General features: G+C 63.9%; 16 protein-coding genes. 10 read left to right on the top strand and 6 right to left on the bottom strand.

Annotated features, from left to right (window positions below):
• Positions 1 to 606 precede the first annotated feature (606 nt).
• From CXZ10_RS00690 to gtfA, 6 genes are all read left to right on the top strand, one after another.
• The gene (locus CXZ10_RS00690; protein WP_180335812.1) at positions 607 to 1632 is read left to right on the top strand and encodes a LacI family DNA-binding transcriptional regulator; all 1026 of its coding nucleotides are present in this window, start codon (positions 607 to 609) and stop codon (positions 1630 to 1632) included.
• Positions 1633 to 1722: 90 nt separating this feature from the next.
• The gene (locus tag CXZ10_RS00685; protein ID WP_101287027.1) at positions 1723 to 3045 is read left to right on the top strand and encodes an ABC transporter substrate-binding protein; all 1323 of its coding nucleotides are present in this window, start codon (positions 1723 to 1725) and stop codon (positions 3043 to 3045) included.
• Positions 3046 to 3394: 349 nt separating this feature from the next.
• Positions 3395 to 4513: a carbohydrate ABC transporter permease gene (locus CXZ10_RS00680; RefSeq protein WP_101287026.1), complete on the top strand. Its 1119-nt coding sequence runs from the start codon at positions 3395 to 3397 to the stop codon at positions 4511 to 4513.
• Positions 4513 to 5604, top strand: coding sequence for a carbohydrate ABC transporter permease (locus CXZ10_RS00675; protein WP_101287025.1), 1092 nt, complete (start codon positions 4513 to 4515; stop codon positions 5602 to 5604). Before CXZ10_RS00680 ends, CXZ10_RS00675 begins: the two co-directional genes overlap by 1 nt.
• Positions 5605 to 5687: 83 nt before the next feature.
• Positions 5688 to 6785 carry an ABC transporter ATP-binding protein gene (locus CXZ10_RS00670; protein WP_101287024.1) on the top strand — a complete coding sequence of 366 codons (1098 nt, stop codon included), beginning with the start codon at positions 5688 to 5690 and terminating at the stop codon, positions 6783 to 6785.
• 203 nt (positions 6786 to 6988) lie between these two features.
• Positions 6989 to 8452 carry a sucrose phosphorylase gene (gtfA, locus tag CXZ10_RS00665; RefSeq protein WP_101287088.1) on the top strand — a complete coding sequence of 488 codons (1464 nt, stop codon included), beginning with the start codon at positions 6989 to 6991 and terminating at the stop codon, positions 8450 to 8452.
• 63 nt (positions 8453 to 8515) lie between these two features.
• On the opposite strand, the gene CXZ10_RS00660 is transcribed toward gtfA, so the two are convergent.
• Entirely contained in the window at positions 8516 to 9223 is a 708-nt protein-coding gene (locus tag CXZ10_RS00660) for a helix-turn-helix transcriptional regulator (protein ID WP_101287023.1), read from the bottom strand.
• Positions 9224 to 9650: 427 nt separating this feature from the next.
• Between CXZ10_RS00660 and CXZ10_RS00655 the strand changes: the two genes are divergently transcribed.
• Together CXZ10_RS00655 and CXZ10_RS00650 are read left to right on the top strand one after the other, a co-directional pair.
• The gene (locus tag CXZ10_RS00655) at positions 9651 to 11087 is read left to right on the top strand and encodes a tryptophanase (RefSeq protein WP_101287022.1); all 1437 of its coding nucleotides are present in this window, start codon (positions 9651 to 9653) and stop codon (positions 11085 to 11087) included.
• 128 nt (positions 11088 to 11215) lie between these two features.
• The gene (locus tag CXZ10_RS00650) at positions 11216 to 12580 is read left to right on the top strand and encodes an amino acid permease (RefSeq protein ID WP_101287021.1); all 1365 of its coding nucleotides are present in this window, start codon (positions 11216 to 11218) and stop codon (positions 12578 to 12580) included.
• Positions 12581 to 12655: 75 nt separating this feature from the next.
• Here CXZ10_RS00650 and CXZ10_RS00645 read toward each other — a convergent pair whose 3' ends face one another.
• From CXZ10_RS00645 to CXZ10_RS00625, 5 genes are all read right to left on the bottom strand, one after another.
• Positions 12656 to 13954, bottom strand: a complete 1299-nt coding sequence (locus tag CXZ10_RS00645) for an NAD(P)/FAD-dependent oxidoreductase (RefSeq protein WP_101287020.1) — start codon at positions 13952 to 13954, stop codon at positions 12656 to 12658.
• A gap of 169 nt (positions 13955 to 14123) precedes the next feature.
• Complete coding sequence (locus CXZ10_RS00640) at positions 14124 to 16622, bottom strand: FAD-dependent oxidoreductase (protein WP_101287019.1); 2499 nt, start codon at positions 16620 to 16622, stop codon at positions 14124 to 14126.
• A gap of 185 nt (positions 16623 to 16807) precedes the next feature.
• Positions 16808 to 17398, bottom strand: a complete 591-nt coding sequence (locus CXZ10_RS00635) for an acetate uptake transporter (protein ID WP_210199815.1) — start codon at positions 17396 to 17398, stop codon at positions 16808 to 16810.
• A gap of 150 nt (positions 17399 to 17548) precedes the next feature.
• The gene (locus tag CXZ10_RS00630; RefSeq protein ID WP_101287018.1) at positions 17549 to 17791 is read right to left on the bottom strand and encodes a hypothetical protein; all 243 of its coding nucleotides are present in this window, start codon (positions 17789 to 17791) and stop codon (positions 17549 to 17551) included.
• Positions 17792 to 17909: 118 nt separating this feature from the next.
• Positions 17910 to 18851, bottom strand: a complete 942-nt coding sequence (locus CXZ10_RS00625) for a lysylphosphatidylglycerol synthase domain-containing protein (protein WP_101287017.1) — start codon at positions 18849 to 18851, stop codon at positions 17910 to 17912.
• A gap of 645 nt (positions 18852 to 19496) precedes the next feature.
• Between CXZ10_RS00625 and CXZ10_RS00615 the strand changes: the two genes are divergently transcribed.
• Together CXZ10_RS00615 and CXZ10_RS00610 are read left to right on the top strand one after the other, a co-directional pair.
• Positions 19497 to 20018 carry a YcnI family copper-binding membrane protein gene (locus CXZ10_RS00615; protein ID WP_180335816.1) on the top strand — a complete coding sequence of 174 codons (522 nt, stop codon included), beginning with the start codon at positions 19497 to 19499 and terminating at the stop codon, positions 20016 to 20018.
• 51 nt (positions 20019 to 20069) lie between these two features.
• The gene (locus tag CXZ10_RS00610; RefSeq protein ID WP_101287014.1) at positions 20070 to 21650 is read left to right on the top strand and encodes a copper resistance CopC/CopD family protein; all 1581 of its coding nucleotides are present in this window, start codon (positions 20070 to 20072) and stop codon (positions 21648 to 21650) included.
• Positions 21651 to 21671: the final 21 nt, after the last annotated feature.

The following is a 21671-nucleotide window of genomic DNA, read 5'->3' as shown; positions in this document are numbered from 1 at the left end:
TCGCAAAGGCGCCGTTCGGCGCCACCCGGCCGGTTCGGCACCGTCCCGCCCGGAGCCGGCACTCCCCGGTCTCGAAGGCTCCCCTCGAGCCCCATTTATTACCCGCCGAGATATGGAGTCCAGTTAACGGCACGCGGAAGACGTTCGCTTTGCGATGCGCAGAATACCTGATGCCCTCGCCACAGGGGACGAGCGACATGTCTCGGATGGAGCGGCGTGGTGCCGCCACATCGAGACTATCGATATTTGCTAACGTTTCAAATTCACAAAATGCCGGTGGATGGACGGACAAGCGGCGACGCCGGCCCAAACCAGCGATTGGGCACCCTCGATCGTCTGGAAAAGCGCCTCATTCCAGGCCGCACCCAGCCGGAAAGATGACATTTTCTAAGTACAAACCCAAGGTGAGCTTGCATCCGACCCCGGATTGGGCCTAGACCTTTAGTCGTATCGTTTTCGTTGGCTCAGCCGAAGAACGCCGCGTTTTCAATGAACCGCTGTCCGGAGACCTTCATCCCTGGCGATCGCCCCCTTGGACATAAGTCGACGTTGCGTCTATTGCTCAACGAACTCTCTTGTGCTACCCCATGGAAACGCTTCCACAACATGTTCGCCCACATGCGCCCGACCATCAAGGACATAGCGGAGAGAGCTGGAGTTGGCCTCGGCACCGTATCGCGGGTGCTGAACGACAACCCTCGCGTATCCGAGATGACGCGCGCCAAGGTGATGGGCGCGGTGCGTGACCTCAACTACGTTCCCAATCTGGCAGCCCGTGGCCTGTCGATGGGCAAGACGCAAAGCATTGCGGTCATTGCGCCTTTCTTCACGAGATCGGTTTTCGTGGAGCGTTTGCACGGCATCGAGGAGACAACGTCGGCGAGCGGCTATGACGTCGTCATCTATAATGTCGACGCCGTCGAGAAGCGTGATCGCTACTTCCGCACCGTCCCGGATCCGCGTCGCGTGGATGGCGTCATTGTCATTTCCCTGCCGCCGACGGCGACGGATGTGGCCCGCTTCCAGCGCTCGTCCGTTCCGGTTGTCTTCGTTGATGTCGGCAACCCGCTTTGCCAACCCTTTGATCGTATCGTTATCAACGACGTCGAAGGCGGCCGCATGGCCACCCAACACCTTATCGATCTCGGTCACCGCCGGATCGGCTATATCGGCGACGTCCCGCAGGCCGGTTTCAACTTCACCGCCGGTGAGGATCGTTTCGCGGGATATCGCGAGGCATTGGCCGGGTCGGGGATCGAGATCCGTCCCGAGTATCACCTGGACGGCCGCTTCGGCCGCGAGGTGGCGCGGGAACTGGCCCACCGGATGCTGGGCCTGCCCGAGCGGCCGACGGCGATCTTCGCCTCCAACGACACCCAGGCCTTGGGCGTGCTCGAAGCGGCACGCGACCTGGGGCTCGACGTTCCCGGCGACCTGTCCGTCGTCGGCTACGACGACATCGAGATGACCGATTTCCTGGGGCTGACGACGGTTCGCCAGCTTCTTTTCGAATCCGGGCGCCGCAGCGTCGACGCCCTTCTCCGGCGAATAGAGGAGCCGGAGAGGGAGCCGCTCTGCGATTCATTGCCCGTCGAGCTCATCGTGCGTCGGACGACTGCTCCGCCACGCTGATGACGCCGCCGCTTTCCGTCGAGGGGGAGGCGTCAAGATCGCGCGTGGTGCGCGATTGTTCTTTAGGAAGACCCGATTTGGGAGGTTTGGATGAAACTGAAATCGCTTAATGCCTGCCTGATGGCGTCGGCTTTCGCCGCTTTCGCCGCCGTCACGGCCGCCGCTGCGGCGGACAACGCCCCGTCGGAACTGGCCGACGCCTTCGCCGGCAAGTTCAAGGGCGCCAAGGTCACGGCCTTCGGTCCCTTCACCGCCGGTGACGAAGTCCGCTTCAACGATACCGTCAAGGCCTTTGAGGAAGCCACCGGCATCGACATTCAGTACGAAGGCTCGAAGCAGTTCGAGGCGACGATCGCCACGCGTTCCGACGCCGGCAACCCGCCCGACATCGCCGACTTCCCGCAGCCCGGCCTGCTCGCCAACTTCGCCAAGGCCGGCAAGCTGGTCGACCTTTCGGGCCACAAGGACTTCTTCCTGCAGCAGTACATCCCGAGCTGGGTGGACATGGCGACCAAGGAAGGCAAGGACGGCAAGCCCGGCATCTACGGCGTGTGGGAGCGCGTGAACGTCAAGAGCCTGGTCTGGTACCCGAAGAAGGCATTCGATGACGCCGGCTACAAGGTGCCGACGACGTGGGCGGAGCTCGAAGCCCTGCAGGATCAGATCGTCGCCGACGGCGATACGCCGTGGTGCGTGGGCATCGAGTCCGGCGCGGCCACGGGCTGGCCGGCCACCGACTGGCTCGAGGAGTTCATGCTCCGCACGACCTCGCTCGAGAACTACGATGCCTGGACCGAAGGCAAGCTGCCGTTCTCTTCGCCCGAGGTGAAGAAGGCCGCCGAGACCCTCGGCAAGATCTGGCTCGACGAGAAGTATGTCTACGGCGGCCGCAAGGGCATCGTGTCGACCGGCTTCGGCGACTCGCCGGTCAACATGTTCTCCGACCCGCCGAAGTGCTGGCTGCACAAGCAGGGCAACTTCATCACCGCCTTCTTCCCCGAGAAGGCCAAGGCCGGTGTTGACTACTCGTTCTTCTACCTGCCGGGTATCGATGAAGCCTACGGCAAGCCGGTTCTCGTCGGCGGCGACATCTGGGGCGCCTTCAACGACCGTCCGGAAGTGCGCGCCGTCATGCAGTACTTCGCGAAGGCCGAGCATCTGAAGGCCTGGCTCGCCGTCGGCGGCGCCATCGCCCCGCAGAAGGACGCCGATCTCGCCTGGTACCAGAACGAAGTCGACAAGGGCGTTGCCGCCATTCTGGCCGGTGCGACCTCCGTCCGCTTCGACGGTTCGGACCTGATGCCGGGTGAAGTCGGCGCCGGTTCGTTCTGGAAGCAGATGACCGCCTGGGTGTCCGGCACCGCCGATCTCGACACCGCTCTCAAGGACATCGACGCCTCCTGGCCGAAGTAAGGCCTCGACTTAATCCGACTGGTCAACGAGGTTGACTTTCGGTTAAGACTTACGACAAGCGCGCCCCCGCTTCGGTGGAGTGGGGGCCGCGATCTGAGAAGGCGGGCCGGAACATGATGATGCTTGCAGCAAGCGTCTTCCTCCAGACCGACCTTTCACGCGGATCTTCCGGGGCGAAGCGATGCCTTCTGCCCGACCGGCCTCGACATGATGCTCGATGCCGAATGCGGATCCGCCAATCGGGTCGACACCGGACTGGGAAGGTTCGGTCGGAACACCCGGTTTTTTCAAACGCCGCTGTGCATATGGAAGAGCCGGCCGCCACGGGGTCGCGCTCCGGGGGACAGACATGACGCTTCTCAATCCCGACGCGGACGAGCACTCCGCCGAACTTGCGCGCGCCCGCCGACGGCGAAATCGCGCTATCTTCACCCTTTTGAGCGGCATTGTCGCGGCGCTCGTGCTGTTCGAGGGCTTCTTCGTGCTGCGCGACAGCCAGGCGCCAAAGCTGGTTACCGCCCTGTTCGCCATGATCTGGGGCGGCGGCGGCATGGCGATCCTCTACCTGATCGCCAACCAGCTGGTGGAGTTCACCCCTTCGCAATGGCAGCGGCGCCTGACGCCCGTCGTGTTCGTTCTCCCTGCCATCGCCTTCGTCGTCTATTTCCTGGCCCTGCCGGCAGCGCGCACCTTCATCGCCAGCCTGTTCGATCGCAACGGCACCAATTTCGTCGGTCTCGCCAACTACATCACGGTGTTCACCGAGCCGTTCATGCTGACGACCTTCCGCAACAACGTGCTGTGGATTGTGTTCGGCGCCACCTTCACCATCGCCTTTGGCCTGCTCGTCGCCGCGCTGGCGGACCGAAGCAAGTTCGAGAACCTCGCCAAGGCCATCATCTTCATGCCGATGGCCATCTCGCTCGTCGGTGCCGGCGTCATCTGGAGGTTCATCTACGCCGTGCGCGACCCCAGCGACGTGCAGATCGGCCTGCTCAACGCCATCGTCGTCGCCCTTGGCGGCGAGCCGCAGGCCTGGATCGCCATGCTGCAGCCATGGAACAACCTGTTCCTGATCGTCATCGTGGTCTGGATGCAGACCGGCTACGCCATGGTGCTGTTCTCAGCGGCCATCAAATCGGTGCCGACCGACATCATCGAGGCGGCCCGCGTCGACGGCGCCGGTGAGTTCAAGATCTTCTTCTCGATCATCATACCCTCGATCATGGGCACCATCGTCACGGTGTCGGCCACCGTCATCATCTTCACGCTGAAGATCTTCGACGTGGTCCTGGTGATGACCGGCGGCCAGTATGGCACGGACGTGATCGCCACCCAGTTCTACAACCAGTATTTCGTCAACCGCAATTTCGGCCTCGGCTCGGCGATCGCCATCGTCCTGTTGCTGACCGTCATTCCGGTGATGGTCTACAACCTGCGCCAGTTCAACAAGAGGGAGACCCTGTGATGGCCAAGTCAAAGGGCAACCCCTTCCCGCGCGTCTTCGTCAATGTCACGCTGGCCATCGTCTGCCTGTTGTGGCTGATCCCGACGCTCGGCTTGTTCGTCTCCTCCTTCCGCCCGCGCGACGAGATCATGTCGTCGGGCTGGTGGACAATCCTGCCGCACCGCGTCTGGGTGACCACCGAGCAGATCAAGCCCGACCCGTCCGTCGACCGCAATGGCGTCATGACCTTCGAGGGCGCCACCGGCACCTTCGAGCAGTTCCGCCAGGGCGTTGAGTCGCCCGACGGCAAGCGAGTCGTCTGGATCGGCAACAAGCGCGCCGGCACTGTGCAGGTGCAGGAGCAGCAGTGGAGCGGCCTGCCGGCCACCACGCTGCAAAACTATCACGACGTGCTGGCCGGCAAGAACGTCACCATCGCCGGCAATGCCGAGGAAGCCGCCCGCAAGGGCGAGGACATGTCCGACGCCTTCATCAACTCGATGGCCGTCACCTTCCCGGCCGTGGTCATTCCCATCCTGATGGCCGCCTTCGCTGCCTATGGCTTCGCCTGGATGCGCTTCCCCGGCCGCAAGCTGGTGTTCGCGCTGATGGTGGCGCTCTTGGTGGTGCCATTGCAGATCGCGCTGGTGCCGGTGCTCAGCGACTATGTTCACCTGAGACTCAACGGCACCTACATGTCGGTCTGGCTGGCCCATACCGGCTTCGGTCTGCCGCTCGCGGTATTCCTGCTCTACAACTACATCTCGACGCTGCCGCGCGAGATCATGGAGGCGGCGATCGTCGATGGTGCGTCGCACTTCAAGATCTTCTGGCGGCTGGTGCTGCCGCTGTCGACGCCGGCCCTCGCCTCCTTTGCCATCTTCCAGTTCCTCTGGGTCTGGAACGACTATCTGGTGGCGTTGATCTTCATCGGCAACGTGCCGGGCGTGCAGGTTCTGACCATGCGGCTTGCCGACATGGTGGGCTCGCGTGGCTCCGACTGGCATCTGCTCACCGCCGGCGGCTTCGTGTCGATGGCGCTGCCGCTGATCGTCTTCTTCTCGCTCCAGCGCTACTTCGTCCGCGGCCTGACGGCCGGCTCGGTGAAGTGATCGGCTGAACTCAGCATAGCTACCCGGCGCGCGGTTCCGGCAAGACGGAACCCGCCGGTGTCAAGGAAACAAGGGAGTACCGCATGGCCAGCCTCACGATGCGCGATGTGCGCAAGAGCTTCGGACGGGTGGATATCATCAAGGGCGTCGACATGGACATTGCCGATGGCGAGTTCGTCGTCTTCGTCGGCCCGTCCGGCTGCGGCAAGTCGACGCTGCTCAGAATGGTCGCCGGTCTCGAGGAGATCACCTCCGGCGAGATCCTGATCGACGACGTGGTGTGCAACGACATCGCCCCCAAGGACCGCGGCATCGCCATGGTGTTCCAGTCCTATGCGCTCTATCCGCACAAGTCGGTCTACGCCAACATGGCCTTCGCACTGGAGATCGCCGGCTTCTCCAAGGCCGAGATCGCCGAGAAGGTGGCCAAGGCCGCCAAGATCCTGCACATCGAGCACCTCCTGGACCGCAAGCCCGGCCAGCTCTCCGGCGGCCAGCGCCAGCGCGTCGCCATCGGCCGCGCCATCGTCCGCGAGCCGAAGATCTTCCTGTTCGACGAGCCGCTCTCCAACCTCGACGCCGCCCTGCGCGTCTCGACCCGCGCCGAGATCGCCAAGCTGCACGAGGACCTCGGCTCGACCATGATCTACGTGACGCATGACCAGGTGGAGGCCATGACGCTGGCCGACAAGATCGTCGTGCTGGAGGCCGGCAACGTCCGGCAGGTGGGCGCGCCGCTCGAACTCTACCACCGCCCCCAGAACCTGTTCGTCGCCGGCTTCATCGGCTCGCCGAAGATGAACTTCCTGAAGGTCAAGGCCAGCGCCGTCGACGCCGAGGGCATCACCGTCACCGGCGACGGCGTTCCGACCCTCAAGGTGGCGGTGAACTCCACCGGCGCCGTCGTTGGCGAGGAGCTGACCCTCGGCATCCGCCCCGAGCACATCAAGCTGGGCACCGACGGCGGCCTGCCGGTCACCGTGACCTTCGTCGAGCGCCTCGGACACCAGACCATCGTCCAGGCCCATCGCGGCGACGACGAGACGCCGCTGCTTGCCGTGCTGGACGGCGACGTGCCGGTCAAGGCCGGCGAGCAGCGCCAGTTCCTGTTCTCCGGCGATGACTGCCACCTGTTCAACACCGACGGTAACGCCTACGCCCGCGGCTTCGTGCCCGAGTGACCCTGGCCGGTCGCCATCAACGGCCGCCCTGCCCGCTCCATCACTTCCGGGCCTCCCGGAAGTGATTTTCTTTTCCCGACCAGCATCCGACGGCTGAGCCCATGGGCATCGCCGTTGCCGATGTTCCGCCACGACAACTCGGAGCGCCCGCCCGGTCTGCGATCAACCGGTTGATGGGCGACCGCTCCTCGGGAGACAGCATTGTGAAGAACCAGGTCCAGCTCATCACCTATGTCGACCGGCTGACCGCCGGCGGTTTCGCCGACCTCAAGGCATTGGTCGATGGCCCGCTCAAGGGCGTGATCGGCGGCGTCCACCCCCTGCCCTTCTTCGATCCGATCGACGGCGCCGACGCCGGCTTCGATCCCGCCGATCATACCCTGGTCGACCCGCGCCTCGGCGACTGGAACGACGTTCGGGCGCTGTCGGCCTCCGTCGAGATCATGGCCGACATGATCGTCAACCACGTCTCGGCCGATTCGCCTTCCTTCAAGGACTACCTCGAGAAGGGCGAGGCCTCCGAGTTCGCCGACATGTTCCTGACCTTCGGCAAGGTGTTCCCGAACGGCGCCACCGAGCAGGACCTTCTGGCCATCTACCGGCCACGCCCCGGCTTCCCCTTCAACAAGATGACCTTCGGCGACGGATCGAAGCGCCTCATCTGGACCACCTTCACGCCGAAGCAGATTGACATCGATGTCTTCTCTCGGCACGGCGCCGCCTATCTCGATGCCATTCTCGCCCGCTTCAAGGAAGGCGGCGTCACGGCCATCCGCCTCGACGCCGCCGGCTATGCCGTCAAGAAGCCGGGCACCAGCTCGTTCATGATTCCGGAGACCTATGCCTTCCTCGGCGAGCTCGCCGACAAGGCGCGGGCGCTCGGCATGGAGGTGCTGGTCGAGATCCACAGCTACTATCGCGACCAGATCGAGATCGCCAAGAAGGTCGACCGCGTCTACGACTTCGCGCTGCCGCCCCTGGTGCTGCATTCGCTGTTCACCGGCGAGGCGGGCCCCTTGGCCGAATGGCTGAAGATCTCCCCTCGCAACGCCATCACCGTGCTCGACACCCATGACGGCATCGGCGTCATCGACGTCGGCGCCGCCACCGATGGCCGGCCGGGCCTGCTCGCGCCCGCCGCGCTCGACGCGCTGGTGGAGACCATGCACGACCGCTCCGGCGGCGAGAGCCGGCAGGCAACGGGCGCCGCCGCGTCCAACCTCGACCTCTATCAGGTCAACTGCACCTACTATGATGCGCTCGGCAAACGCGACAACGAGTATCTGATCGCCCGCGCCTTGCAGTTCTTCGCGCCGGGCATTCCGCAGGTCTACTACATCGGCCTTCTGGGCGGCGTGAACGACATGGAGCTTCTCCATCGCACCAAGGTCGGCCGCGACATCAACCGCCATTATTACACGCCCCAGGAAGTGACGGCGGCGCTCGACAAGCCGGTGGTCGGCAAGCTGTTCGACCTCGCCCGCTTTCGCAACAGCCATCCGGCCTTCGAGGGTGACTTTGCCCTGGAACAACCGTCGGCCAGCCGCCTGGTGCTGAGCTGGACGAAGGGTGGCGAGCGCGCGAGCCTCGATGTCGACTTCAAGTCGATGACCGCCACCATCGCCCACCAGGGCACCGGCGGCGACGGGCAGTTCGCCGTCGGCTAAGGCAAATGTCTAGCGCGCAAGTCGGGATGGTCCTCCCGCGCGGGCCATCCCATGTTCGCGTCCTCAGGCCTCGCTCTCGCTCCCGCCGTTCATGCGGTTGAGATAGCGGTAGATCGTCGTCTGGGAACAGCCAAGCTTCTCGGCGACGTATTTGACGGCGCCCTTCATCATGAAGATGCCCTTGGCGTTGAGAATCTCGACAAGCGCCAGCTTGTCGCGATGGCTCAGCCGTTCGCCGTTCGCCTCACGCGTCCGCAACTCCTCATCGAGCAGGTGATCGGTCAGTTCGGTGAGCGAGTTGGGAAAGCTCTCGCTGACCTCGGCCGGCGACGGCGCCGCCCGCACGGCGGCTGCCTCCTCGTTATAGGCGAAGTTGGTCTCGACGAAGATGTCGGGATGGCGCAGCTTCAGAATGCGATCGGACAGCTCGCGATAGCGGCTGTCGTCGAAATTGATGCAGAGCATGCCGACCAGCCGGCCGTCCTCGTCCTTGACGAAGAAGGTGGACGAGCGCAGCAGCTTGGTGCCCGCGACGCCGACATAGTTGAGACGATAGTCCTGCGTCTCGTAGGAATGGTTGATGATCGACTGCAAGGCCACCGAGGTGAGCGGCGCACCGATGGTGCGACCACTGACATGACCGTTGGCGATGGCGATGATCGACTTGTCGGCGTCACCAAGGTCGTGCAGCACCACTTCATAGTCGGGTCCGAGCACGGAGCCCAGGAACTCCGTCAGTTTCATGTAGCGCTGAACCCAACCGCTCGGCATCGGCACGTCTCCCTGCCGGAGATCATCCGGCCTTGTCGCCCGAGTTGCGGCGGTCGCACCCGGTTTGTCAATCCGGGTTCTAGGCCGGGTTGTCGGCCGGGTCAGGGGAACCTGTCCCTCGTACATTTCCCTAGTGCCTCCCATTCACGGCGCAATTGTTGGAAAGGTTAAGAACCAAAAACGCAACAGTATTTCCATCACTCGCGCCAATTGCAAAAATATCCACACATTCGCGGCCCGAAATCCGAGGAAACCCTAGGATAGTGTAAATTTATTGACAGTTCTAAGGCGCGGTGCCACAAATATGAGCACATGAGCCACAGAATCCCTGCTCATGTGGAAAAATGTTTGCAGATTCCTAGAGACGCTGTCCGCCAGTCGCTCGCGACGACCGGGGTGCCCAATGGTCTGTAGGAGGTAACGGACAATGGCTATCAAGTATTTCCCCGAACCGTTCCGGATCAAGGCGGTGGAGCCGCTTCGGATGCTCACGGCGGAGGAGCGCGAGGCGAAGATCGCCGCGGCGCACTACAACGTCTTCTATCTCTCCGGCGAGGATTGCTACATCGATCTCCTGACCGACAGCGGCACCGGCGCCATGAGCCAGGAGCAGTGGGCCGGCGTGATGCGCGGCGATGAGGCCTATGCCGGCGCGTCGAGCTATTACAAGCTGCTCGAAGCGGGCAAGGACATCTTCAACTACGGCTATATCCAGCCGGTGCATCAGGGCCGCGCCGCCGAGAAGGTGCTGTTTCCGATCCTGCTCGGCAAGGGCAAGTTCGCCATCTCCAACATGTTCTTCGACACGACGCGCGCCCACGTCGAACTGACCGGCGCCCGCTGCATCGACTGTGTCGTCGCGGTTGCCAAGGACCCGTCGCATCGCGCGCCCTTCAAGGGCAACATGGACGTCGAGAAGCTGAAGAAGACCATCGCCGAGTTGGGCGCCGAGAACATCGGCCTGATCGTCATGACGATCACCAACAACTCGGCCGGCGGCCAGCCGGTGTCGATGCAGAACATCCGCGAGGTGGCGGAGGTTGCCAAGGCCAACGGCATCCCGTTCAACATCGACGCCGCCCGCTACGCCGAGAATGCCTATTTCGTGCAGCGCGACGAGCCCGGCTATCAGAACAAGTCGATCAAGGACATCATCCGCGAGATGTTCTCCTATGCCGACATGTTCACCATGTCCGCCAAGAAGGACGCCATCGTCAACATGGGCGGTCTCCTCGGCGTCAAGGATGCCAACTCGCCGCTGATCCTCAAGATCAAGGCGAACTGCATCTCCTACGAGGGCTTCTTCACCTATGGCGGCCTCTCCGGCCGCGATCTCGAGGCGCTGGCCATCGGCCTCTACGAAGGCATCGACAACGACTACCTGCGCTATCGCATCGGTCAGGTCGAGTATCTCGCCGCCCGTCTCGACGACGCCGGCATCGGCTACCAGACTCCGGTCGGCGGCCACGGCGTGTTCGTCGACGCCCGCGCGATGTTCCCGCACATCCCCTATAATGAGTATCCCGGCCAGGTGCTGGCCGTCGAGCTCTACAAGGAAGCGGGCATTCGCACCTGCGACATCGGTTCCTACATGCTCGGCAACCACCCGGACACGGGCGAGCAGCTCAAGGCCGATTTCGAGTTCACCCGTCTCGCCATTCCGCGCCGGGTCTACACGCAGGCACACATCGACATCATGGCCGAGGCCCTGATCGAGATCAAGAAGCGCGCCCACACCATCAAGCGCGGCTATCGCATCACCTGGGAGCCGCCGATCCTCAGGCACTTCCAGGCCCACCTCGAGCCGATCGCCAATGAGGCCGGCAAGGTGTTCAAAGAGGAATACACGGTCGCCGCCCAGTAAGGGCGAACCGACCGGACCAAGCAGGCGGGCGCCGTAAACCGAGGAGGGGAAGGCGCCCGCCCCGACGGGGGACCGACCGGATATCGGGCCACCCACACCCGCGTTATCCGGCACAACGGGAGGACATCATGTCTTCAGACACGCAATCGCATCTCGCGCGCGGCCTCAAAAACCGCCACATCCAGATGATCGCCCTCGGCGGGGCGATCGGAACGGGCCTGTTCTATGGCTCCGCCGCCTCGATCCAACTGGTGGGTCCGGGCATCATCGTCTCCTACATCATCGGCGGCTTCGTGATGTATCTCATCATGCGCATGCTCGGTGAGATGTCGACCGAAGAGCCGGTGGCCGGCGCCTTCAGCCACTTCGCCTACAAGTACTGGGGCGAGTTCGCGGGCTTCCTGGCCGGCTGGAACTACTGGTTCCTCTACATTCTCGTTTCCATGGCCGAACTGACGGTGGTGGGCATCTACGTCGCCTACTGGTTCCCGGACTTCCCGGCCTGGCTGACCTCGCTGATCGTTCTGGTGACGATCACCGCCGTCAACCTGATCAACGTCCGGCTCTATGGTGAAGCCGAGTTCTGGTTCGCCATCATCAAGGTGCTGGCGGTGATCGGCATGATCGTGCTCGGCCTGGTGCTGATCGTTTTCGGTCTCGGCGGCGAAGCGACCGGCCTCTCCAATCTCTGGGCACACGGCGGCTTCTTCCCTAACGGCATGTGGGGCCTGCTCCTGTCGCTGGTGGTCGTCATGTTCTCCTTCGGCGGCACCGAGCTGATCGGCATCACCGCCGGCGAAGCCGACGATCCCAAGAAGTCGATCCCGCAGGCCATCCGCCAGGTCATGTGGCGTATCCTGATCTTCTACATCGGCGCCCTCACGGTGATGATGATCATCTTCCCGTGGAACCAGGTCGGCATGGAAGGCAGCCCGTTCGTGACGATCTTCGGCAAGCTCGGCATCGGCTCAGCCGCCCATATCCTGAACTTCGTGGTGCTGACGGCGGCGATCTCGGTCTACAACTCCGGCATCTACTCCAACGGCCGCATGCTCTACAGCCTCGCCGAGCAAGGCAATGCGCCCAAGTTCTTCACCAAGCTCGGCGCCAACAAGGTTCCCTATGTGGCGATCCTGTTCTCGTCGGCCTGCACGCTGGTCGTCGTCGCCATCAACTACCTGATCCCCGAAGGCGCCTTCATGCAGGTGATGGCCGTTGCCACCACTGCCGCCACCATCACCTGGGTGATGATCGTGCTGGTCCACATGAAGTTCCGCAAGGCGCACGCCGCCGATGTCGGCAAGCTGACCTTCCCGGCACCCTTCTACCCGATCGCCAACTACTTCTGCGTTGCCTTCATGGCCGTGATCCTGGTCATGATGACGCAGATGCCGGACATGCGCCTCTCGGTGCTGGTGTTGCCGGTGTGGCTGATCGTCCTCTACGTCGGCTTCCTGTTCCGCGGCAACGCCCGGACGGCCCCTGCCGAGTAACAGACGGCGACCTGACGCGACAAGAAACGGCGCGGTCCTCACGGGCCGCGCCGCTCTGTTTTGGGAAGAGTACGATCAGGCGGCGGCGTTATCGTCGAACTTGATGGAGCGCAGCTTGTCCACGCCGATGATCTGCAAGGCCAGCTTCTCGTAGAAGGGCTCGGACTGGCCGGTCCGGATCTTTCTGAGGAAATACTTCTCGAAGCCGACCTTGGCGACGTGCACCCAATAGCCTGATGATGACCAGTTGACGTTGCGCGGCGGAATCTGCGGCTGGGCAACGAAGGCGACGCCGTTGTCGCCGAAGTCGGCAAGGCAGATGGCGTTCCACGATGCCTCGGCGTTGGGCGCCCTGCCCGCGATCATCCGCCCGATGTTATGGGCGGTTGCCGTCACCATGGACTCGATCATGAAGCCGGTCTTCGGCACGCCCACCGGCACCGCCGTCTTTCCCATTGGCGGTATGGCGACGCAAACGCCGATGGCAAAAATGTTCGGAAACGTCTGATTCTGCTGGTGCCGGTCGATGGTGACGAAGCCGCGCGGATTGACGAGGCCGGCGGCGGTCCGCACCGCGCCAACGCCCCGGAAGGCCGGCAGGATCATCGAGAAGGCGAACGGCAAATCGTGCCGGGCCTTGGGCGCTCCGTCCTCGGTCAGTTCCTCGACATGCATCACGCCGTCGTCGACCGCCTCGATGCGCGCATTGGTGATCCATTTGATGTGATGGCTGCGCAACTGACTTTCGAGCAGCCCCTTGGTGTCGCCGACGCCGTCGAGACCGAGATGGCCAATATAGGGCTCCGGTGTCACGAAGATCATCGGCACGCGATCGCGGACCCTGGCGTCGCGCAAGGCCTTGTCCAGCACGAAGGCAAACTCGTAAGCCGGGCCGAAGCACGAGGCTCCTTGCGCCGCGCCGATGATCACCGGACCCGGATTGGCGATCAGGCGACCGACTGCCGCCTTGGCCTCGACAGCGTGGCCAACCTGGCAGATCGATTGCGTGTGCCCCTCCGGGCCAAGGCCGGGTACCTCGTCAAACGCCAGCTCCGGACCGGTGGCCACGACGAGATAGTCGTAGGAGACGATCTCGCCACCAATCAGTTCGATTCGGCTTTCTTCCGGAATCAAACGCTCGGCGCCCTCCGAACGAAGGGCGATGCCGGCTTTCGTGAAAACCGGCGAGAGGTCCACTTCGACCGAGGCGGGGTCGCGCCAGCCGACCGCGACCCAGGGATTTGAGGGTACGAAGGAGTAGGTCGTCCCCTTGTTGACGACGGTTACCTGATGTTCGCGACCGAGAAGCTTGCGAAGCTCGTAGGCCATGATCGTCCCGCCGAGCCCTGCCCCCAGCACCACCACGTGCGACATGTTCGCTCTCCCATGGGCAAGCGCCCATTCTTTAATTTAGTACTTTCTTATATACCGCTTTGCGTCATGAACGCCGATGCAACTTTGGTCGAGGAACTGTCCCTCCAGACGTACCAAAGGGCCGCCACTCGCGTGACGGCCCTTCGAGATTTCTTGTAGGTCAGGCAGCTCAGATGAACAGGGTGGCCGCTGACTGCTGCGCTTCCCCGAGGAAGGTGGCGACGCCGCCAATCTCGACGCCGTCGATCAGTTCCTCGCGACGGATACCCATGACGTCCATCGACATCTGGCAGGCGACGAGCGTGGCGCCGCCATCGACCAGCGAGGCAAGCAGACTCGCCGGCGTATCCACGTGCTTGTCACCCATTACCTTGCGCATCAGTCGGCCGCCGAGGCCGCCGAAGTTCATATTGGACAAGCGATTGAGCCGGCCGGCGCCCTTCGGCAGCATGACGCCGAAAGCTGCATCGATGATCGGTTTCCGGGGGGCCGGCACATCAGGCTTCCGGAGCACGTTGAGCCCCCAGAAGGTGAAGAACAACGTCACCTTCGAGCCCATGGCGAGCGCACCGTTGGCGATGATCAGCGACGCCATCACCTTGTCGAGGTCGCCGGAGAACACCACCAGAGTCGTGCCGTCGCGGACCGGTATCGCCGTCTGTTCGGCGGGAACCGAAGCCGGCACCGCCTTGCGAATGCGGGCGGTGATCACACCTTTCTCGCTGCCGACGCCAAGCAACTGGTGACCGGTCTTGTCGGCCCAGGCGCGGATGTCGCGGCCAAAGGCCGGGTCCGAGGCCTTCACCTCAAGGAGTTCGCCTACATCCATCGCCTCGATGGCGCGGAATGTCTTGAGGATGGGGCCGGGACACTGCAAGCCCGTGACATCGAGCATCTGGACGTCGCCCGCCACAGCCACACGGCAGCCGCTCTTCTGCGCCTCCATCTCCGAGGGGTCGCGACGGCGGATGTCTTCATAATCGAAGAGATCGGGGCTGGCCTGCTTCTCCGTCGCCCAGGCATAGGTCTTAAAGCCGCCGGTCAGATTGCGCACATCCTTGAAGCCCGCCTGCTTCAGGATGCGATAGGCGAGATAGCCGCGAAGGCCGACCTGACAGAAAATGATCAAGGGTTTTTCCGGGTCGAGCTCGCCAAGCCGTTCGCGCAGGTGGTCGAGCTCGATGTTGCGGGCGCCCGGCAGCGTGCGGATCGAGAACTCCTCGGGCGTCCGCACGTCGACGAGCTGGACGGAGGCGGGATTCTCCGCGAGCAGATCGCGCAACTCGCGCCAGCCGATGATCTCATGGCTGCCGTTCAGCACGTTCTCGGCGACATAGCCGGCGATGTTGACCGGATCCTTGGCCGAGCCGAAGGGCGGAGCGTAGGCGAGTTCCAGTTCGGTGAGATCGGTTACCTTCAGGCCGGCGCGGATCGCCGTGGCGATGACGTCGATGCGCTTGTCGGCCCCATCGATACCCACGGCCTGGGCACCGAGGATGGTGCCGTCGAGACCATAGACCAGCTTCAGGCTGATCTGCTGGCTGCCGGGATAGTAGGAAGCATGCGAGCCGGAATGGGTGATGCTGGCCCGGTAGGGAATGCCCAGCGCCTTGACCGCCGTCTCGTTGAGGCCGGTGCAGGCGGCAGCGAGATCGAACACCTTGAGAATGGCGGTGCCGAGCGTGCCGCCGTAGCTCTTGTAGTCCTTTTGCGTGGCGGACAGCATGTTGTCGGCGACGATGCGCGCCTGCCGATTGGCCGGGCCGGCCAGCGGAATCAGCGCCATGCGGCCGGACACCTTGTTCATTACCTCGATGGCGTCGCCGACCGCGAAAATGTCGGGGTCGGAGGTCGTGAGATGCTCGTCGACCTTGATGCCGCCGATGGTACCGAGGTCCAGACCGGCGTCGCGCGCGAGCTTCACTTCCGGCCGCACGCCGATTGCCAGCACCACGATATCGGCCTGGATGCGCTTGCCGGACGCCAGGAAAACGATGGTGTGATCCGGTCGATCCTCGAAATGCTCGACCTTGTCGTCAAGGTGCAGTTCGATCTGCTTGTCGCGCATGTGGGCGTGGACGATGGCCGCCATCTCATCGTCAAAGGGAGCGAGAACATGCGGGGCGCCCTCGACGACGGTGGTGAACAGCCCGCGCTCGTGGAAATTCTCGGCCACTTCCAGCCCGATGTAGCCGCCGCCGATCACCACCGCCCGGCGTGGCTTGCTCTCGGCAAGCGAGGCCATGATGCGGTCGAGATCGGGGATGTTGCGCAGCGTGAAGATGCGCGGCGAAGTGATGCCGGGAATGGGCGGCTTCAGCACCTCGGCGCCGGGCGACAGCAGCAGGCGGTCATAGCGCTCGACCGTCTCCTCACCGCTGTCGAGGTTGCGAAGGATCACGGTCTTGGCCGCCCGGTCGATGGAGATCGCCTCGGTTCGCGAGCGAACGTCGACATGATAACGCGCCTCGAACCCCGCCTCGGAGGTGACCAGCAGCTTGTTGCGCTCGGGAATGGCGCCGGAAATGTGATAGGGCAGCCCGCAGTTGGCGAAGCTGATGTAGGGACCTCGTTCGACAAGGACGATGTCCGCGCTCTCGTCGAGGCGGCGCAGGCGGGCCGCCGCCGTGGCGCCGCCGGCAACGCCGCCGATGATGATGATCTTCATGTCCCGCTCCATTCCATGTAGCACGTATATACGCATTTACTGAAATAAATACGTCGCAACAAGACGGAGAAATAGCTAGGCAGTGATGAGGGGATGGCGGTTCCGCCGGGTCGCGTTGGTGGAGGCGGGGATCGGGCATGCCGGACGCGGGGAGAATCCCCTCCCCGCGTTCGTTCGTCGTAAAATCAGGCGCGGCTTACCGGGCCGATCGGCCAGACGGTACGGCCATAGACCTCGTTCAGCACCTGAGCCAGGCCGGCGTAAATGGCCGAGGCGCCGCAGAACAGGCCTTCCCAGCCGGCAAGGCGGGTGATGGCCTCGTTGCCGGTGGCATCCCCGATGGCGAGCAGCGCGAACAGCACGGTCAGCGAGCCGAACACCACCTGCAGGGCGCGGTTGAGGCGCAGCGTGCCGATGAACAGAATGGCGGTGAACACGCCCCACATGCCAAGGAAGGCCGGCATGGCGGCGTCGGGCGACGGACCGGCGATGCCGAGCGAGGTCTTCTGCAGAACGATGAGGCCGACCAGCGCCAGCCAGAACATGCCGTAGCTGGTGAAGGCCGTGGCGGCAAAGGTGTTGCCCTTCTTCCATTCCATGATGCCGGCGATCATCTGGGCGATGCCGCCGTAGAAGATGCCCATGGCGAGGATCATCGTATCCATCGGATAGAAGCCGGCATTGTGGAAGTTGAGAAGCATGGTGGTCATGCCGAAGCCCATCAACCCGAGCGGGGCGGGATTGGCGGTGGCGTCGGTCGGGTGAGCGGAACTCATGGCAAACATCCAGTCAGGAGAAGCAACGACCGGCGCGCCGAGGCGTATCAACGCCCGCGGCAAAGCTCCGGCGGCGCCATCCCTAGAGGAGATGCCTGGAAAAACGAGTTGGGAAAGACGCATACCGAGACAGGCCGGCGTCGGGCGCCGTCAGCCGTCGTCGCGCAGGAACATCACGGCGAAGCCCATCTGCACGCTGGAAAAGGTCAGCCCAACCGAGAAGGTCAGGATGGCCAGTGCCAGCACGGCCGAGGACGAGGCGAAGATCAGCGTGGCGATACCGCCGACATCGAAGGCCAGCATCATCCCGACGAACAGCACGGCAATGCCGAAGCCGATCGCCGCGTGGCGTATCAGGAAGCGAACCAGGAGCGGCAGGCTGGAGATGGTCATCGTCGCGCATCCTTCGTCCGGGGCCCCGGCGTCTCATCGGCAGGGGACGATGATAGCGCATATCAGGGGACGCGGGAAAGAAACCTGAAAGCCATCGCCATGTTCCAGCCGGCCCGGATCATATTTCCTCCGATGCCTCCGAACGGAAGCGCGAACGCTCGAACAGCATCACCACGACCAGCGCCATGATGAAGGGAAGAATGAGATAGAACAGGCGGAACACCAGAAGCGCGGCGATCACGTCGGCGTCAGCCATGTCCGGCAGCCCCATGACGAACACCAGTTCGAGCACGCCGAGCCCGCCCGGGACATGCGAGATCAGCGCCGCGGAGAAGGACATCAGGAAGATGCCCAAGACGATGAAATAGCCGGGGTTTCCGGCATCGGGCAGCGCGAAATAGATGATGCCCGCCGCCCCCAACAGCTCGCACACGCCCACGGCAAGCTGCGACAGCGTCACATGAAGCGACGGATAGTCGATGACCAGCGGCCCGAGACGCAGCGGCTTGAACCGCATGACGCTGCCCAGGATGTAGAGCGCTACCAGCAGCAGTAACAAGACGCCAGTCGCCCGCGACGCCGTGATGGGCAGGAGATCGCCGAAACGCAGCATGATGTCGGGATCGAGCACCAGCACCAAGCCAATCAGCGTTATCGTGCCAAGAATGAAGGTGAACGAGCAGAAGGCGACAAGCAGGCCGATTTCGGCCGGCGACAGCCCCTTGGTGGAATAGGCGCGGTAGCGAACCACACCGCCCGACACCACCGAGGCGCCGATGTTGTGCGACAGCGCGTAGGTGGTGAACGAGCAGATGGTGATGAACCACCAGCTGATTCGCTTGCCGAGATGGAGGAGAGCCACGCGGTCGTAGCCGGCGAGCGCCGCGTAGGCCAAGAGCGTGCTGCCGGCCGCGAGCGCCCAGTGCGGCGAAGGGATCGCGGCGAGGCTGTCGCCAACCTTTTCCAGGGAAAGCCCGCGAAGTTCCCGGAGAAGAAGCCAGACGGACAGCACGATCGTCGCCGTCGCCACCATCGGCCAGAAGTAACGCTTCAGCTTCATTCGCTCCGGCCGCTTTGAGGCACCTCATATCGACATGAGGCCCGAAGACCTCGGCGAAGTCGCCAGTCTATGGGGGGCGACGGGACCGGATCAATCCTCAAGATTGACCACCGCAGATGTGCCCCAAGGCTTCGGCTCTAAAGTTGAGTTTGCGGGAAAGCAAAGAAGGCCATACCGTCCCGTGGCAAATTGCGAGCAGTTTGCAACTGGGGCTGGAACGCGCCGTGAGCCGTTGGGTGGTAAAAGCAAGGAGGCTGGTGGCACTGGCGGCGGTTGTCGCCCTGGCGCTTCAGCTCGTCTTGCCGACGCCGCGGCCCGCGGCAGCGGCCGTCGCAAACAGCGGCCTCTGCCATTCCGAGCCGGCAGTTTCACACCATGGCGGCAAGCATGACGTTCCCTCCGGCAAGGCAGGCTGCGACTGGTGCGTGCTGTGCGGCAAGCTCGGTACGGCGGTCGGGCCGCTCGATCGGGTCGCCGGCCTACCGCAGCGAAGTGAAGCGCCGGTGGCGGTCATTGCCGCAATACTAGACCTTGGCCATGGTGCCATCCGCGCGCGGACAGGTCCCGTCGGAGCGAGGGCGCCGCCAGACATCGCGTGATCGGACCGAACCCATCATTCGATTCTGAAGGACCATCACTATGACCATGACCAGACTGGCAGCTCTCGGAGCCGCCGCACTGCTGCTCGCCCCTGTTGCCGCCCATGCCCATGTCACCATGGAGGTGCAGCAAGCCGCCGCAGGCTCCACCTACAAGGCAGTGCTGCGCGTGCCCCATGGCTGCGCCGGAGCCGCGACGCTGAAGGTGCGGGTGCAGATTCCCGAGGGCTTCATCGCCGTAAAACCGATGCCCAAGGCGGGCTGGACGCTCGACATCGTCAAAGGCAAGTACGAAGGCAACTACGACCTTCACGGCAGTAAGATCGCCGAGGGCGCGAAGGAGCTTTCGTGGACCGGCAACCTGCCCGACGACTATTACGACGAGTTCGTGTTCCGGGGCACGCTGACCAAGGCCTTTGCCGCCGGTTCCACCGTGTACTTCCCGGTGGTGCAGGAGTGCGAGGGCGGCACGGCCGAGCGCTGGATCGAGATACCGGCCAACGGCAAGAGCGCCGACGACTACGAAGCGCCGGCGCCCGGCGTCAAGATCATCGCGCCCGTCAAGTGATGGAACGGGCGGCGCGGGCGACTGCGCCGCCCTTTTTTCGGAAATGCCTCGATGCTGCGCTTCGTCACAAAACTCGCCTTGGTGATCATCGGCTGCACCGTGCTGGCCGGGCCGTGCCTGGCGCACGCCACCCTTGTCGGCAGCGAGCCCACCGAGGGCAGCATTACCGCCACCCCACCAGGAAAGATGAGGCTTTCCTTCAACGAGCCCGTCACCTTGCTGGCGCTGAAGTTGTTCACCCCGGACGGCCGGGGCGCCGAGATCACGGCGACAACTGAGGGCAGTGATCTCGTTGCGGAGCTTCCCGCCGCCGGCGATGGCACCTATGCCCTGAGCTGGCGCGTCGCTTCGGCCGATGGGCACCCGATTGGCGGAACAACGACCTTTTCCATCGGCCACGCCAGCCAACGCAGCGCCGCGATCAATCCGTCGCGGTCCCCGGCCGTTGCCTGTCTCATCTGGCTCGCGCGGGTCGGCATCTACATCGGTTGGATAGGTGGCATCGGCGGCGCGTTTTTCCTGACGGTGATCGCAAGGCAACGCCCTCTCCTCGCCGATCGCACAATCCTCGCGCTTATCGTCGTCGGTGCCGCCGCATCCGTTGTCTCCCTCGGCCTGCAGGGGCTCGATGAACTCGGCAGCGGGCTGGCCGGCCTTGCCGGCTCTGCCTCCTGGACGGCCGGTCTGCAATCCCGCTACGGGGGAACGCTCGGCCTTGGCGGTGCGGCGCTTGTTGTCGCGGTTTGCTCTCTCTACAGCCCAAAGCGTCTCATGGCGGCCGGGCTTGCAACGGCGGCGCTTCTCATGGTCGCTGTCGCATTGACGCTGAGTGGCCATACCGGCACCGCCGCACCCGCCTATGTGGCACGCCCTGCCCTCGCCTTGCACGGGATCGCCGCAGCGCTATGGGGCGGCTCGCTCCTGCCGCTGCTGATCATTGTCGCGACGCGCCAGGACAACGCGGGCCGGGTCGCTCTGCGCCTGTCGGCCCTGCTGCTGCCGACCGTCGCCGTGCTGGCGCTGTCCGGCATCACCTTGGCCTTCGTGCAAGGGGTCGGTACGGCCACCTTCATCGGGACAGACTACGGCCGCCTTCTGGCCAGCAAGCTGCTGCTGATACTCGTCATGCTGGGCCTTGGCGCGTTGAACCGCCGCATTCTGGTGCCGGAAGCGGCAACGGGCAGCAGTCTCCAGCTTCGTAATCTGGGCCGTGTGCTCGCGATGGATGTCTGCCTGCTGCTGGCGGTCCTCGCCGTGGTCGCCGGCTGGCGCTTCACGCCACCGCCGCGCAGCATCGCCGCCGCCGAAGCGGCACTCCATCATCGCCAGATGCTGCATATCCATACCGACCGGGGCATGGCGATGATCCAGCCGGTCGATCAGGGTGGCCTCGACATCCGATTGACCAGCGCTCAGGGCCGAGCGCTGGTCGCGCAGGATGTCCAGGTGAGTGTCGCCAATCCCGCCGCCGGCCTGGAGCCCATGCAGCGGCCGGCGACGCGCGTTGCGGACGGACACTGGCGCGTCCACGGTCTGACCTTCCCGGTCAGCGGCACCTGGACCCTAAAAATCGAGGTTCTTATCAGCGACTTCGACAGCCTGTTACTTGAGGGCGCGCTGACGGTCCCTTGATCGGCCGCAACGCGGGCGGAA

Origin of the sequence: Pleomorphomonas diazotrophica (assembly GCF_002844595.1) — a bacterium.
Classification (GTDB): domain Bacteria; phylum Pseudomonadota; class Alphaproteobacteria; order Rhizobiales; family Pleomorphomonadaceae; genus Pleomorphomonas; species Pleomorphomonas diazotrophica.
The sequence above is the reverse complement of the archived record's forward strand: the minus strand, read 5'-3'. Positions and strand labels throughout refer to the sequence as shown.

Coding starts and splice junctions, on each gene's coding strand:
- CXZ10_RS00690 (WP_180335812.1), top strand. CDS start 607: ATGTTCGCCCACATGCGCCCGACCATCAAGGACATAGCGGAGAGAGCT.
- CXZ10_RS00685 (WP_101287027.1), top strand. CDS start 1,723: ATGAAACTGAAATCGCTTAATGCCTGCCTGATGGCGTCGGCTTTCGCC.
- CXZ10_RS00680 (WP_101287026.1), top strand. CDS start 3,395: ATGACGCTTCTCAATCCCGACGCGGACGAGCACTCCGCCGAACTTGCG.
- CXZ10_RS00675 (WP_101287025.1), top strand. CDS start 4,513: ATGGCCAAGTCAAAGGGCAACCCCTTCCCGCGCGTCTTCGTCAATGTC.
- CXZ10_RS00670 (WP_101287024.1), top strand. CDS start 5,688: ATGGCCAGCCTCACGATGCGCGATGTGCGCAAGAGCTTCGGACGGGTG.
- CXZ10_RS00660 (WP_101287023.1), bottom strand. CDS start 9,223: ATGCCGAGCGGTTGGGTTCAGCGCTACATGAAACTGACGGAGTTCCTG.
- CXZ10_RS00655 (WP_101287022.1), top strand. CDS start 9,651: ATGGCTATCAAGTATTTCCCCGAACCGTTCCGGATCAAGGCGGTGGAG.
- CXZ10_RS00650 (WP_101287021.1), top strand. CDS start 11,216: ATGTCTTCAGACACGCAATCGCATCTCGCGCGCGGCCTCAAAAACCGC.
- CXZ10_RS00645 (WP_101287020.1), bottom strand. CDS start 13,954: ATGTCGCACGTGGTGGTGCTGGGGGCAGGGCTCGGCGGGACGATCATG.
- CXZ10_RS00640 (WP_101287019.1), bottom strand. CDS start 16,622: ATGAAGATCATCATCATCGGCGGCGTTGCCGGCGGCGCCACGGCGGCG.
- CXZ10_RS00635 (WP_210199815.1), bottom strand. CDS start 17,398: ATGAGTTCCGCTCACCCGACCGACGCCACCGCCAATCCCGCCCCGCTC.
- CXZ10_RS00630 (WP_101287018.1), bottom strand. CDS start 17,791: ATGACCATCTCCAGCCTGCCGCTCCTGGTTCGCTTCCTGATACGCCAC.
- CXZ10_RS00625 (WP_101287017.1), bottom strand. CDS start 18,851: ATGAAGCTGAAGCGTTACTTCTGGCCGATGGTGGCGACGGCGACGATC.
- CXZ10_RS00615 (WP_180335816.1), top strand. CDS start 19,497: ATGACCAGACTGGCAGCTCTCGGAGCCGCCGCACTGCTGCTCGCCCCT.
- CXZ10_RS00610 (WP_101287014.1), top strand. CDS start 20,070: ATGCTGCGCTTCGTCACAAAACTCGCCTTGGTGATCATCGGCTGCACC.